Origin of the sequence: Haloglomus irregulare, from assembly GCF_007421925.1 — an archaeon.
Lineage (GTDB): Archaea > Halobacteriota > Halobacteria > Halobacteriales > Haloarculaceae > Haloglomus > Haloglomus irregulare.
The window spans coordinates 142,328-155,720 of the sequence record NZ_QMDX01000009.1 but is presented as its reverse complement, the minus strand read 5'-3'; the positions used below and the strand labels follow the sequence as shown (position 1 = coordinate 155,720).

9 protein-coding genes are annotated in these 13,393 nt (G+C 67.7%); 4 read left to right on the top strand and 5 right to left on the bottom strand.

Features of this window, described 5'->3' with window-relative positions:
• Positions 1–153 precede the first annotated feature (153 nt).
• Both DP107_RS13855 and DP107_RS13850 read right to left on the bottom strand, forming a co-directional pair.
• Positions 154–519, bottom strand: coding sequence for a hypothetical protein (locus tag DP107_RS13855; RefSeq protein ID WP_238330882.1), 366 nt, complete (start codon positions 517–519; stop codon positions 154–156).
• A gap of 1,373 nt (positions 520–1,892) precedes the next feature.
• The gene (locus DP107_RS13850; protein WP_144262741.1) at positions 1,893–3,368 is read right to left on the bottom strand and encodes an aldehyde dehydrogenase family protein; all 1,476 of its coding nucleotides are present in this window, start codon (positions 3,366–3,368) and stop codon (positions 1,893–1,895) included.
• A gap of 764 nt (positions 3,369–4,132) precedes the next feature.
• Here DP107_RS13850 and DP107_RS13845 point away from each other — a divergent pair.
• Complete coding sequence (locus DP107_RS13845; RefSeq protein WP_238330881.1) at positions 4,133–4,471, top strand: DUF7386 family protein; 339 nt, start codon at positions 4,133–4,135, stop codon at positions 4,469–4,471.
• On the opposite strand, the gene DP107_RS13840 is transcribed toward DP107_RS13845, so the two are convergent.
• Both DP107_RS13840 and DP107_RS13835 read right to left on the bottom strand, forming a co-directional pair.
• A complete protein-coding gene (locus DP107_RS13840; RefSeq protein ID WP_202877410.1) occupies positions 4,452–4,718 on the bottom strand; it encodes a hypothetical protein in 267 nt (88 codons plus the stop codon). The two genes, DP107_RS13845 and DP107_RS13840, sit on opposite strands and share 20 nt — an antisense overlap.
• A gap of 448 nt (positions 4,719–5,166) precedes the next feature.
• On the bottom strand, positions 5,167–7,020 hold the full coding sequence (locus DP107_RS13835; protein ID WP_144262739.1) for a S9 family peptidase: 1,854 nt from the start codon (positions 7,018–7,020) through the stop codon (positions 5,167–5,169).
• A gap of 207 nt (positions 7,021–7,227) precedes the next feature.
• On the opposite strand from DP107_RS13835, the gene DP107_RS13830 reads away from it, so the two are divergent.
• The gene (locus tag DP107_RS13830; protein WP_144262738.1) at positions 7,228–8,187 is read left to right on the top strand and encodes an acetamidase/formamidase family protein; all 960 of its coding nucleotides are present in this window, start codon (positions 7,228–7,230) and stop codon (positions 8,185–8,187) included.
• 324 nt (positions 8,188–8,511) lie between these two features.
• On the opposite strand, the gene DP107_RS13825 is transcribed toward DP107_RS13830, so the two are convergent.
• A complete protein-coding gene (locus DP107_RS13825) occupies positions 8,512–8,991 on the bottom strand; it encodes a hypothetical protein (protein WP_144262737.1) in 480 nt (159 codons plus the stop codon).
• A 293-nt stretch (positions 8,992–9,284) separates the two neighbouring features.
• Here DP107_RS13825 and DP107_RS13820 point away from each other — a divergent pair, with 293 nt between their 5' ends.
• Together DP107_RS13820 and DP107_RS13815 are read left to right on the top strand one after the other, a co-directional pair.
• Positions 9,285–9,842 (top strand): hypothetical protein, encoded by a 558-nt coding sequence (locus tag DP107_RS13820; protein ID WP_144262736.1) that lies wholly within the window; start codon positions 9,285–9,287, stop codon positions 9,840–9,842.
• 260 nt (positions 9,843–10,102) lie between these two features.
• Positions 10,103–13,285: a S8 family serine peptidase gene (locus DP107_RS13815; protein ID WP_144262735.1), complete on the top strand. Its 3,183-nt coding sequence runs from the start codon at positions 10,103–10,105 to the stop codon at positions 13,283–13,285.
• Positions 13,286–13,393: the final 108 nt, after the last annotated feature.

Sequence of the window (13,393 nt, the reverse complement as noted above, 5' to 3'; positions counted from 1 at the left end):
GTCATCGCCCGGTCGCGAGCGTTGCCACCGTTTCGTCGCGAGGGCCAGTCGACCCGTCCATGGTCCGCGTCGACGCCTCTCCGCAAGGCCGACCAGTTGAACACTGCACAGGGACTGTGGTGAGGGTCGATGTCGGCCGCGGGCGGGTCGGTATCAGGCCGGGCCGTCGCTCAGTCCAGCGATGACGACGTACAACGAGAACGTCGAGATGAGCATTCCAGCCGACTGGGTACCCGCTGTCGCTAGGAAGCCCACGTCATACAGTAGCGGCGCCAACATGAACCACCCGCCGAAGACAGTCGTTAACACGGCTGCGGGGAGGCTGACCTGTCCAGTCGCACGGAGTAGCTGTACAGTCCGGCCTGCAAACACCAATCCGAGGACTGCACTGGAGGTGATACTGCCGAGGAAGGCCGCTGACGCGCCAGCGACCACCGGTGTGACTCCGGCGGCTAAACAGCCAACAATGCTCACCGCTGCCGAGAGTTCCAAGAACCGTGAAACGGATGCGTATGCCACAGTTCAGTATTCACTTCTACCAGTATAGCCCCGATGGTGCTGGCTGCTGTGACCTATCGATGGGATCTTCCACCTTCATTATTTCTCACGTATATTACTGTATAGAGTCGGGGATATGTGTCTTATTGAGTTCGGCGGGTCAAATTCCTGCTGAGACTGCATGCTAAATGATATACACGGACGACCGAACTGGAGACACGTATCAGGGGATGTCATCAGGTTGGGATCAAGGGATCCGCTATCGAGGAGAACAGGTATCGCCGTCGGTTTCTCGAACGGCCGGACGGCGAAGCGAGTGATGAGATATCCTACTCGTCCGAAGAGCCAGCCGAGCTTGATCTTCAGGAGATGGATCTACTCGGGGATGGGGGGGATAGGCCTCCGATCCGGGGAAGATTACGCGGGCAAGGATGAGGCGACTCTGGTCAGTACCGGAGAGTCCTCGGGCGGATACGGTCGGACGACGCGGAACGCTACGTCAGGCTGGCAGCATCGGCGGAAGCAGGCAACAGAGCGGGATAGTTTCCGGGGCCGGAGGTGTAGTGTTCACTGAGAACCGGACGGATCTGTTGAGCCCCGCGTCGATCACATTGGACCTGATCAGAGGGCCCCCCTGGCGATCTATCGGATCTACAGGCGTCATCGGGGGTGCCACATGCGTCTCCACGATCTCCCCACAGGCCGTGGCTCGGCATCGATCGATGAACTGATAGGGAGGATTGATCGGCTTGCCGGATATACGCACGTCCCTGCATCCACGGGTTCAGGACCTCGTTCCCACCTGACCAGTGAACGCGACTCGGCAGTTGAGCACGATGTTCTCAGAGAGGTGATGGATGCTGGTTCGATCCGGGCGCTTCTGTGGGATAGAATCGGATATTACAGCCGAGTACAGCATACCCGGAGATATGACTGAGTACCGTGGCAGGGGCCAGACCACGGTGTTCTGCGCTGGATCTGTTACTGATGAGTCCAAACCGGGAGTAGGTAATGGCGGCCTGGAGTACGGTGGAGGGTCGGTAGGTTGGGAGGATCGAGGCCACCAGACCGGATCGGACGGGGTCGTTTGATTCCGATCCATCATCTCGCAGAATACCGAGAGAACACCACTACACTGGAGGTTGATGTAACCACACGGGTCGCGCGTTCCGCTCAACGGTTCCGACCCCTGCGCAGGGAGTGTGCTTCGCCCACAGATGAGCACATCGCCGCTTCAATAGAACCACCGCCCCCCTGTGCAGGACATTCCGCCAGGTCCTCGACGGGGTCGGGCAGAAGCCCGTCATCTGCGGCGACGGATCGCTGACCGACTACGCCGCGTCACGACCGCTCACGGGTGAAATCCGCCGTATCAGTCCGACGGTCGCCGGCGGTCAGCCGTCGGTGGCGGTGTCCGCGTTGGCGCCCTCGGTATAGGGGGCGAACACCGTGGCGTCGTCCGTGGCATCGCTCTCGACCGGGAAGGCGACCCGGGTCGTCTGGATGAACTCGCGGCACGAGAGGTTGTGTGCGAGCTGGTTCCCAGCCCAGGTGCCCCCACCCATCGAGAGCGACGGGGTCAGGCCGTTGTCGGCGAGGCCGGAACTGTTCAGGTCGGGCTGGTTGACGACCATGCGACAGACCCCGAGTCGCCGGGCGGCCCGCAACGCCCGCTCGCGGTCGTCGGTGTGGACGGCGACGCTGTGGCCGGCCCCCGCCCGGTCGAGGATCCGCTCGGTCGCGTCCAGTCCCGCAGCGAAGTCCGGGACCGAGAGCGTCGCCAGCACCGGCGACAGACACTCCGTGACGAGCGGGTCGGTATCGGTATCGGTCGGTTCGACGAGGAGCGTCGTCGTCCCGTCGGGAACATCGATCCCGGCCTCGGCGGCCAGGTCCGGTGCCGAGCGACCGATGACTGCGCGGTCCGGTCCCGACCCGTCCGGGAACAGCGTCTCCCGAAGCCGATCGGTCGCCGCCGCGTCACAGCGGTAGCCGCCAGCGGCCGCGAGTTCAGTTCGGAGGTCGGCGTACACCGCCTCGGGCGCGACTGCACAGGACTCGGCGGCACACACCGTTCCGCCGTCGTACGCCGCGCTGTCGACGGTGTCGGCCGCCACCCGCTCGATGTCGGCCCCCGTATCGACGAGCGCGACCGGGTTCCCCTCGCCGACGCAGTAGTTCGGCGTTCCCGACGCCTGGCCGGCTCGGACGTTGGCCGCCGAGCCGGTCACCTGCACGAGGTCGGCCTGGTCGAGCAGCGCGTTCGACTTCGGCTTCGACGCCGGCGCGGGGAGAACCTGGACCAGGTTCCGCGGGGCGCCGACCGCCGCGAGCTCCGCACGGATGTAGCCGACCGCCTCCGCCGTCGGCGGGAGGCCGGCGGGCGAGGCCGAGAACACCAGCGCGTTCCGGCCCTTCAGCGCGAGGATCGCCAGGTTCGCCACCGTCGAGACCGGATTCGTCGAGGGAACGAGGCCGCCGACGACGCCGACGGGCTTGGCTATCTCGACCACCCCCGGGTCGCTGCAGGGGATCCGTCCAACGGAGGGCTCGTCGAGCGCGTCCTCCAAGATGATCTTCACCCACTCTCGGACCTTCGGTCGCTTGTCGGTGGCATTGCCGAGGCCGGTGGCCTCGAGCGTCGTCTCGACCAGTGATTCCGCGTGGTCCTCCTGGTAGACCCCCCACGCCGCAGCCCGGGCGAGGTCGTCGGCATCGCTCTGGTCGTAGTCGGTGATCTCCGTCATCGCGGTCTCCCCCGCGGCGATGCACTCCCCGACGACCGCCGCGTCGCCGGCTTCGGGCTCCTCGATCGTCGTGTGAGCTTCGATGGTCGACTCGGGCAGTTTCGAGGTCGCCGTGTCGTCCATTTTGCTCGTACCAGATCTGTGATAATCATAAACCGAGAGCTACCAGCAAAACGTACGGTACGTCAGGACATGTCAATGACGACCCCATCGAGACGGTGGCGGGGCTCCTCGCGCGGGGAGATCGCGGACGGGCCGAGCGCAGTCCGGGAGGCCGCGAGCTGGCTGGTCGAGCGGATCGGCGCCGTCCCGACGGAGGTCGATGGGACGGTGTACGTCGGGGGGCGGCGACGACCTGTACGCGTGGATGTGGCCAACGACGAGTCGGAGACACGAGGCACCAAACGCCGGTCCGAGGTGTCTTGCGATCGTCGCGCGCCGTGTTCGCCGCGGCCTCCGTACTCCAACACTGCCCGGGACCCCCCGTGTCCTCTAACCGGGGCGTACGGCACCCCGGCCACCGACACGCCGTATTCCCCACACAACGCCGGAACGCAGTCGCCTCGCACGGCTGCCGGTCACGACCGTCGCGTTCCCGTCGCGCCGTGCTGTGAGTCCGACTGCGGTTCACAGAACGTGGCGGGAGGGTGCGTCCGTGGACACCCCCTTCGAGCCGGAGTCCGTGGGGTCACAGTTCGGTCGATGCGACCGGCGAGATGCACCCACTCTGCGCGCCGGTCGACCTGCTCGGGATGGATAGAGCGGAGCGAGAACCGCGGGGGGAGACCGGACCGCCCAGTGGCCACGCAGGCCGCTACCGTGAGTAGTCGGGTGGTCGCTCACCCGAGTGCCGCGGCTCACACCCACCTGCGAACGCTGGGTAAACGATGACCGACCGAACCGCACTCGACCCGACCGACGGACGGAGACGACGCTTCGAGCAGGCCAGCGGGACGGTCGTCGCCGACGACCACGACGACCCGCCGCGGTCGGACGTCATCGACCCGGCCACAACGCACCCGGTCGAGAGCGAGGAGCACATCCGGGCCGCTCGTGAGGGCAGCGTCGAGCCCACGACCAGCCAGCGGTTCGATAGCTCCGTGCTCTGCCTGCGGTACCGAACTCGCGTCGTATCGAGTTGGGGTGAAAGGGACAGCCGCATGGCTGTTGGCATACGGTCCTGTCGGGCATCCGTTCCCGTGGTCGTCACCCGTCCGGCCGCCTGAAGCTGTAGCGTACCGCATCCGCGTCGACTGTGATGGTGCCGGCGTGGTGGTCCACGACAACGGCAACGGCCCCATCGTACCTGAAGTCGTGTAACGGCATCCCGGTCCGGAGCGTCCCATCGCGCGACAGTTCGACACGTGCAGAGCCGAAGTCGATACTGATCCGATCATCAGTAACCGTCAGATCACCCGCGTGACCGAATCGGCGTAGTTCAGCGGTCAGTGTCTCCCACTCGTCGAGTCGCACTCGTGGTGTCATCCGTCGTTCACACGTGATGCCGTCCTCGGGAAACTGTTGATGCGAAATCCGATGGACCGAGCGCAGCAGTCGGACACGTTCGCTACGACGGCGCTCCGGTGAATGGGTCCGGGGGGGACGGCCTCGCCCGTTCGAAGGACGGGACCGGCCGAGAGGTGGCCGGTGGCCGCACAGCGAGGCGTCCGGGAGTCCGCTCTGCCCGCCCTCGAGAGACGGTTCAACTGCCGTGTCAGGGTCGATCGGTTCGAGGTTCGTGCAGGCCTGGCGAACCCCCACACGCGGCGAGACCGCTCCCCGAACTGCACCGGGGCCGGTCCGGATGTTGCACGCGGTGTCACGAAGCCCTCGCGAGTCCGTACGCCTCCCCCGCCGTCTCCGCGGTTCAGTTCCGGACGGCTCGGCTCCCTCTGACCGCCGCCTCACCGACCACGTCCGATCACAGACGGCGGTCGATGTAGTCGACGAGGATGCGATACTGTCGGATCCGCTGCTCGGTGTCCGTGGAGCCGTGGCCCTCCTCGCCGAGTTCGTAGTACTCGAACTCGCCTCCTCGACCCTCGGTCCAGCCGCGATCTCGAAGAGCGTCGCGGAAGATGCGGGCCTGTGAGATAGGGCAGCGTGGGTCGTTGACGCCATGGACGATACAGATCGGGCGGTCCATCTCCCCGGCGTGCTCGACGGGACTACGTTCTGTATAGCGCTCGGGTCGGTCTTCCGGAGTTCCCCCGAGCTGCTCCTCCAGCGCGGACTTGAAGTGGGGCATCGACTCCTCGTACAGCAACTCGAGGTCGGTCATGCCGACGATCGCGATGCCGGTGGCCCACTCCTCCGGATGCATGGTGAGCTGGCAATACGTCGAATAGCCGCCGTAGGAACCGCCGAAGACCGCGACCCGGTCCTCGTCGACCCAGTTTCGGGCTCCGAGCCAGCGACCCGCCTCGCGGATGTCGCCCTGCTCGTCGCCGCCCCAGTCCTCGTGAATCGCATCCGTGAACTCACGACCGCGCCCGATGGAGCCACGGTAGTTCGGGGCGAAGACCGTGTAGCCGCTCGCGACGAGATACTGGACGAACGGATTGAACCGGCGGGTGCTCTGCGCGTGCGGGCCGCCGTGAACCATGACGAGCGCGGGCGATGGACGCCGTCCGGAGTCGTACAGCAGGCCGTCGATTTCGAGGCCGTCGTGTGACTCGTAGGTGACGTAGTCGGCGTCGATGAACGTCTCGGGATCGAAGTCGGCATAATCGGCGCCGATAACCGTGTCGCCGTCACCAGTCGAATGGTCGTAGGCCAGCAAGCGTTCGCGGCCGTCGGCAGTCTGAGCCGTCGTAAGTATGCGACCGTTCGAGGTAGACGCACCGTCCAACCCGCCGCCGGTGGTGTGGACGACCCCCTCCTGGAGATCGAACTCGGAGCCGTCGTCCGGGTCCGTGTAGTGGACAGGAACCATCCCGCACTCGCGGCGACGCAGCGTTATCACACCCCCGTCGGGCGCGAAACGACGGGCTGACTCCTCAACGCCACCCGGCCCGTACCAGGTCACTGTGTCGTTCTTGCGGTGGTAGATGCCCCCTCGACTGAACCCTGTGGTGTCGTCCTCGATAAGCAGTCGGTCACCCGCCCAATCGGCGACACTCGTCTGGGAGCCGACCGCGCCGATGTCGAGTTTCCGAGCCGGCTGGTCGTTGCCTGGCGCGTCCGCGCCTTCGACGGCCGGTGCTGTGGTTTCGATGCAGTCGGCGATGTCCGCAACGTAGACGTCCCGGTTCTCCGTCTCGTCGGTTTCGTTGGTAACGTAACAGAACCGGTCACCGTCGGGGGCGAATACAGCGGTCCGGACGGGCTCGTCGTAGGCGGTGAGTCGATCGATCGCGTCGACCTCGCGGTCGTAACGGTAGCAGTTCATCTGATCGCCAGCGGTGCTGGTGAACAGCAGGTCGCCGTTCGGGGAGATATCCTGCAACAGGCACTGGCCCTCGTGCTCGACGAGCGGGGTCCGCTCGCCGTCGAGGGTCATCTCGTGGATATCGTTCTGTTCGTCGCCGGCCTCGTCCTCGTGGAAGACGACGGCGTCCCCGTCGGGGCGCCACCCCAGCGGATAGATGGCATTGCGCGGAACGTTTCCGTCGCTGATCCGCGTGCGGTCGCCGCTGTCGAGGTCCTGCACGTACAGTTCGACGCGCCCGGTCTCGTCGTAGTAGAAGGCGACAGTATCGCCGTCGGGCGAGGCGACGGGGTTATGGAAATCCGGGAGTCGAATGAGGTCCTCGAGCGGGAACGCTCCGTCCATAGCGTATCTACGTAGCAATCGGGGTTTAGTACTGGCGGAGGGCCGAATCGCTCCCGACTCAACCGCGGTCGGAACGCCCCCACAGATGTGGCGTCGGGGGCGGATCCGTCGAGAGGTCGGGTGGGGGGTTCGGCTGCTCCTTCGGGGCAGCGCGATCGGGGGCCGACCGAGCGGTACATCTTAGATGCCGCCGGTCGTCCATCGCTCGTGCCCGCCGGATACGAGACGGACTACCGACTGGATGACAGTGCGGCCAACGTGCATATCGGGGGCTGGGACAACAGCCTCGACCCCGTCCGAACGGTCGAGTCGGGCGCGGTCGTGGAGTTCGAGTGTCGCGGGGCCCCGGACGGCGCGTTCGACCGGGATTCGACCGCCGAGGACATCGGAGCGATGTCGTTCGAGGGCCACCCGCTGACGGGTCCGGTCCACGTAGAGGGTGCCCAACCGGGAGACGTGCTCGAGATCGAGTTGCTCGACTTCGAGCACAAGGGGTTCGGGGTGACCTACTTCTACCCCGCGGCAGCGAGCAAGGGACTGCTCCCGGCCGAGTTCGACGAACCGGGGCTCCACATCTGGGAACTCGATGACGGCGTCGGGCGATTCGTCGATGGGATCGAGGTCCCACTCGACCCGTTCCCGGGAATCGCTGGCGTCGCGCCCGCAGAGGACGGGGAACACAGCACCACGCCACCGCGGCGCGTCGGGGGGAATCTGGACATCAAACACCTCACCGCCGGGTCGACGCTCTACCTGCCGGTCGAGGTTGCAGGCGCGCTGTTCAGTATCGGCGACTGTCACGGCGCACAGGGCGACGGCGAGGTCTGCGTGACCGGAATCGAAGCACCGATGTTCGTCACTGCACGGCTCTCGGTCAGGTCGAATCCGGACATCGACCAGCCACGGTTCGAGACGACAGGGCCGTTCAGTCCGACCGGCGCCGACGAACCGGTGTACGGAACCACCGGCGTTGCTGATAGCCTGATGGAAGCGACGAAGCTGGCCGTCGAGCAGATGATCGACCACCTGCACGAGCACCGCGGGCTGACACGAACGGAGGCGTATCTGCTCTGTTCGGCCGCCGTCGACCTGAAGATCAACCAGGTCGTGAACCACCCGACGTGGACGGTCTCCGCGTACCTCTCGGAGAGCCTGTTTCCGGGGTGACCCCCGCAGGGAGGATGGCGGATACGATGCTGTCGTCCGGCCCGGTCACCGGCTACCGGGCCGAGTCGATGGACGGCTCGTGCGCTCTATGCAGCGTGTGGCTGACGGTCCCCCGGAGCGTCGGCTCAGCCGTGCTGGATACAGAGGTCTCCGCTTCGTGTACATCCACAGTTTCGATGCCGGCCGAGGGACCTCCTCGGACGTGACCGGCCTCGGGACCGAGTTGCCGAGTGGATGCGGCAGGTCTCGAGGAGCTATCGATGTCGGAGTGTCAACGGCGTCGGCGAACCGGAGAGGGGGGTCAGTCGTGACCGGAGGGCCGCATCAGGCGTCGGCCGTCGCGGTGGCCGTCCCGTTGCCGGAGTCGGCCGCGTCGCTCTCCTCGTCGGCGTCAGCATCCTCGGTGTCCTCCCCCGGGGTCACGTCCGCGAGCGCCTGACCGAGGTCGTCGATGCTCCCGTCGAGGTAGCTGCTGATACTGCTGTGGATCTCGCCGACGTGGGCCGGGACCTGCCCGGGGAGCTCCGACGGCGGGCCGCGCTCGCCAGCCGAGCCCGCGGGCACCGACGCGTTCCCGTCAGGGTCCTCAGTCGCACGGTCCGAGGCGTTCGCGCGGTCCGCCTCGGCGCGCTCGTTCATCGCGTCAGCGTCCGCATCGTCGGGGTGGTCGTCGTCCTGTGCATCGTCCGACTGCGAGCCCGCGTCGTCGGGCGCGTTGCCGGGGGCGGCGGCGACGGCGCCGGCCGCACCGGCAGTGACGATCGTGACCGCGAGCAGTGTCGCGGCGAGTTGCCTCAGGTTCATCGCATCCGAGTCCATCCGCTGCCGGTAGTTAGTAGAGGGACTCCGTTCGGCCGAATTCAGCCCGCCGAACGGTTCTGAACGGAATCTGAACAAACGAAGGGTCGACGAGCCGCCGTGGCGGTGGCCGACACCGCCCGCCCCCCGGAGACGAGCGCTCGAGCGCGAGGACCGCGGACCGCGCGGCGACCCGTCGCGGTGGGCGGGACCCCTGTTCGGTGTCCCCCATCCTCGTCAACGTCCCGCACGGCGGCCAGCGCGCTTATATCGGCCGCGGGACGAACCAACGGGGTGCCATGGTCGACAGCGACGACGACCGGTCGCTCCGGTTCGTACCGGCGGCCGAGGAGTCGACGGTCCGGCGGGTCGTGGCGGTCTGTCTCGGCCTCGTCGGGCTCCTGTTCGTGCTGGGACTGGTCGCGCTCCTCCCGGGCGCGGACCGGCTCCTCGACGCGCTCACGGTGTCGCTGGTGACAGTACTCGTCGCGGCCGCGACGGCGCTCGTGGTCGGAGCGCTGGTGGTGCTGGCGCCGGCGGTCCGGCGGCTGGTCGAGCAGTCGCTCGGCGGGACCGACACGGTTGTCCAGCACGTGGGCGCGAGCGCCATGTACCTCGTCCGGTTCGTCGCGGTCCTCGTCGCGTACGAGGGGTTCGCGGGGGCGGTCCGACCCCTGTTCGCGGCGTTCGACATCGGCGGCCTCTACGACCTGGGCTTCCTCGCCCTGGGGCTGCTGGTGCTCGGGGCGCTCGTCCGGCGACTCTACCGCTGCTGGGCGCCCGTCACGGAGCTGGTGACCGCCTACGTCACGGACGCCCTCGGCGGGGGGCAGACCGACGCTGCCGAGAGCCGGTAGCGGCCGACGCCCCCCATCGCCCGTCAGCCACCATCCCCGCCGTCGGGCGGCCCGGTCGGCTCGGCCGGTGGCCCACAGACCCGGGTCGAGCGTCCGTACTGGCGCCGCGGTTCCGCACCGTGTCGGCCTCCGATTCCGGTGACCGGCCGAGTGTGACACGAACCCTCATCCGCCGGTTTCGGCCGTCCTCCGTCCCACACACTCCTTTGGACGGATTTGCCAGAACCCCTTCTTGACACCCCTGCCGAGTCACCGATACGATGAGTAATGACAGTGACCGGAGCGGAAGCGAGCTTCCACGCCGGACGTTCCTCAAGACGTCGGGCGTCGCGCTCGGTGCCGCCGCGCTCGGCGCCAGCGGCGCCGGGACGGCTGCCGCCCAGGGAATCGACGAACTCGACGACCGGCTCCTCAACTGGCGGACGGTCGAGGCCCGGAAGGTCTGGGACCGGGGCTATCGCGGCCGCCCGGACCGGACGCTGGCCATCACCGACTCCGGGCTCAGTGCCCGGCATCCCGACCTCGGGCCGTGGAACGGCGTCGTCGCCAGTACCGACGACAACGGGAACCTGGTCCTGGCCGACGCCGACGAGCAGGACATCAGCTACCCCGACCCGGGTGCCGAGGTCGAGATCACCGAGCTGGCGATCTTCAAGGAGTCCGGTACGGTCGGCCCCGGCGTCGCCGACGCCGGCCAGGTCAGCCGCGACGTCATCGTGGAGTTCACGCCGACGACGGTAGCCGAGGAGGAGTCCGACGAGGACCTCGAACCCACGCAACTCGAGGGGACGCTCACCTGGACGCCCCAGCGCCAGGACAACGAGCTGTTCCTGGAGAAACTGAACAGCAACGACGAGTGGGAGGTCGTCCGTTCGGGCACCGATTTCAATCCCCAAACCGGCGCCGGCGAGCAGGTCGTCGCCAACGGCATCGAACCCGACGCGAAGTACCGCTGGGTCATCGAGACCTACATCAACGCCAACGCCAGCTACGAGTTCAGCGGCGCGGTCAACAACCGACAGGGGATCCAACAGCCCGACATCGCGTTCGGGTCGACCGACAGCGTCGACCCGTTCGCGGAGATCGATTACGACCCCGGACAGGCGGGTGTCGACCCCACGACGCCGAAGACGGTCGGCTGGTACAACGAGGCCAACCGGTACACGGAGGCCCGACGGCCCCGCGACGGTGACGGCCACGGGAGCCACTGTGCCGGCATCATGTCCGGCACCGGACAGGCGTCGGTCGTCGACTACGACAACACGACCTACGAGCGGCCGGACGCGGCGCTGCTGCCGGGTGACTTCATCGAGTACGAGGTCGACGTCGCGGCCGACTCGACCGTGTTCGCCTCCGCCATCGGCGACAACGTCCGTCTCGAGGTCGTCTACGGGGACGAGGTCGTCCACAGCACCGGCGTCCGGACCGACAGCATCATCGCCGACGAGCCGGCGCTGCATGACGCGGGGACCGCGACCTACACCATCCGGGTGCGACCCTACGAGACGGACGCCGCCACCGAGGCGGTCGGCGGGCGCGCCCAGGAGGGGAACCCGACCGCCGGACGGCTCACCGAGATCGCCTACGGCTCCTACGTCGCCCCCGGGGATATCGACGGGACCCCGCCGGCCGGCGCTCGCCAGCCGGGCGGCAGCCAGGCGGTCCATCCCGGCATCGCGCCGAACTTCAGCCTGGTCGGGCTCGAGGGGCTGTCCGCCCCGACCGAGGACCTCGGCGGGTTCGCGGATACCTTCGCTGACGTGTTCAACACCCGCGCGGTCAACATGTCCTGGGGGTTCGCCTTCGGCCTCCCCATCGGGGCCGCTGGCGGCAGCCTTAGCAACATCCCCGCGGCGATCCGGAAGATAACCGAGGGCGGCATCCTGTCGGTCGCGGCGGCGGGCAACGCCATGACCCCGGCCAACGGTAACGGCGTCCCGGCCGGCATGGACGAGGCGATCTCGGTGGCCGCCACCGACCCGTTCGACGGGCTGACGCCCTACTCCGCCGGCGGCATCGGGACCGTCGACGAGGACGAGGACGACGTCGACGGCAAGCCGGATGTGACCGCCCCCGGCGGGGACGTCAACGACTTCGCGATCCTGCTCGCGACCGCCGTGGCGGACGGCGAGCTGCCGGTGGATGTCGGCTACCCCATCCCCGGTAACTACGAACTCGTTCGGGCGGTCCAGACCGGCGACGAGGACACCGCCTACGCCGAAGGGGACCCGCCGCGTGACTACACCGGCAAGGGCGGCACGTCGATGGCGGCGCCGTACACCTGCGGCACCACCGGCCTGGTCGCGCAGGCGATGGAGGAGGATGCCCCCGACGCCATCGCGCTCCCCGAGCCGAGCGAGACCGGGTTCGAGGACGTGATGCGGCTGAAGCAGGTCGTCCTCGCGACCGCCAGCGAGACCGTGTTCACCGCCGCGCCGTACCACGCGGCCAAGTCGCCACCGAGCGCGCCGCAGTACACCCACGGCGGCCGGGACCCGTACGAGGGCTTCGGCCGCGTCAACCCCGACGCCGCCGTCGACGCCGTCAGCCGGAACCTGCTCGGTACCGACCCGGTGCTCGGCGACGAGACCTACGAGGCGACCTCCGAGGAGGCCGTCGGCACGAACCTCCCGGTCGACTCCCGGGCGGTCGCGGGCTACGTCGACGTCCCCGGCGGCAGCCTGGACGTGTCGGTCGACTTCACCGGCTACACCGGCGCCAATCGGGGGCTGGCCGGCGACACGCCGCATCTCGACCTGTTCGTCTACGACGCCGAGAGCCCGGCGGCAAACGGCGAGCCGAACGTCGTCGCCTCCGCCCGGGGAACCGACGGGACCGCGTCCGTGTCCGTCGACGTGGACCGGGGCTCGCGGGACGACCCGACCGAGCGGACGTTCTACGTCGTCGCGAAGATCGTCGACATCCCCGGCGTCGTCAACGGCTACGACGTCCAGGCGAACTTCGACCTGGGCGTCAGCTTCGACCCCGCCGAGGCGTTCGACCCACGGACGGTCGACCTCGAGCCGGAGGGCTCGCGAGACGACGACGGGACCGTGTTCACCGGCGGCCGGTCCAACCAGGTCGAAATCACCGTCAGCGGGTTCAACGAGGAGCTGACCGACGCCGTGACGGTGACCGACCGGGTCCCGGACGGCTGGGACGTCTACGAGGAGTTCGGTGATGTCGACTCCGTCGAGAACGGCGTCGTCACCTTCGATGAGACGGTCACCACGGGCGACGTGGATGGGGGCGAGGTGACGTTCGAATACTTCGTCGAGGCGCCGAGCGGCGCGGCCGAGACCGGCCAGTACACGTTCGGTCCGGCGACGGCCGAGGCCGTCGATCCCGAGACGTTCGGCGGGGAGGAACGTGAGCAGGGCGCGACGGAGTCGGAGTTCGGCGGCACGGACACCAACTACGTCGTCGGCCCCGATACGCTGTAGTCCGGGCGACGGCCGTCCCCGGACTCGCCGTCCACCACCGACGGCCCGGAACTCGGCGTGTTTCTCGGTTACATCCACCGTTTCGTGGATAGATATCATTTTCGGGAT

Bases quoted from the DNA above. Each gene is read 5' to 3' on its own strand.
- DP107_RS13815 (WP_144262735.1), top strand. From the start codon at position 10,103: ATGAGTAATGACAGTGACCGGAGCGGAAGCGAGCTTCCACGCCGGACG.
- DP107_RS13845 (WP_238330881.1), top strand. From the start codon at position 4,133: ATGACCGACCGAACCGCACTCGACCCGACCGACGGACGGAGACGACGC.
- DP107_RS13835 (WP_144262739.1), bottom strand. From the start codon at position 7,020: ATGGACGGAGCGTTCCCGCTCGAGGACCTCATTCGACTCCCGGATTTC.
- DP107_RS13820 (WP_144262736.1), top strand. From the start codon at position 9,285: ATGGTCGACAGCGACGACGACCGGTCGCTCCGGTTCGTACCGGCGGCC.
- DP107_RS13850 (WP_144262741.1), bottom strand. From the start codon at position 3,368: ATGGACGACACGGCGACCTCGAAACTGCCCGAGTCGACCATCGAAGCT.
- DP107_RS13825 (WP_144262737.1), bottom strand. From the start codon at position 8,991: ATGAACCTGAGGCAACTCGCCGCGACACTGCTCGCGGTCACGATCGTC.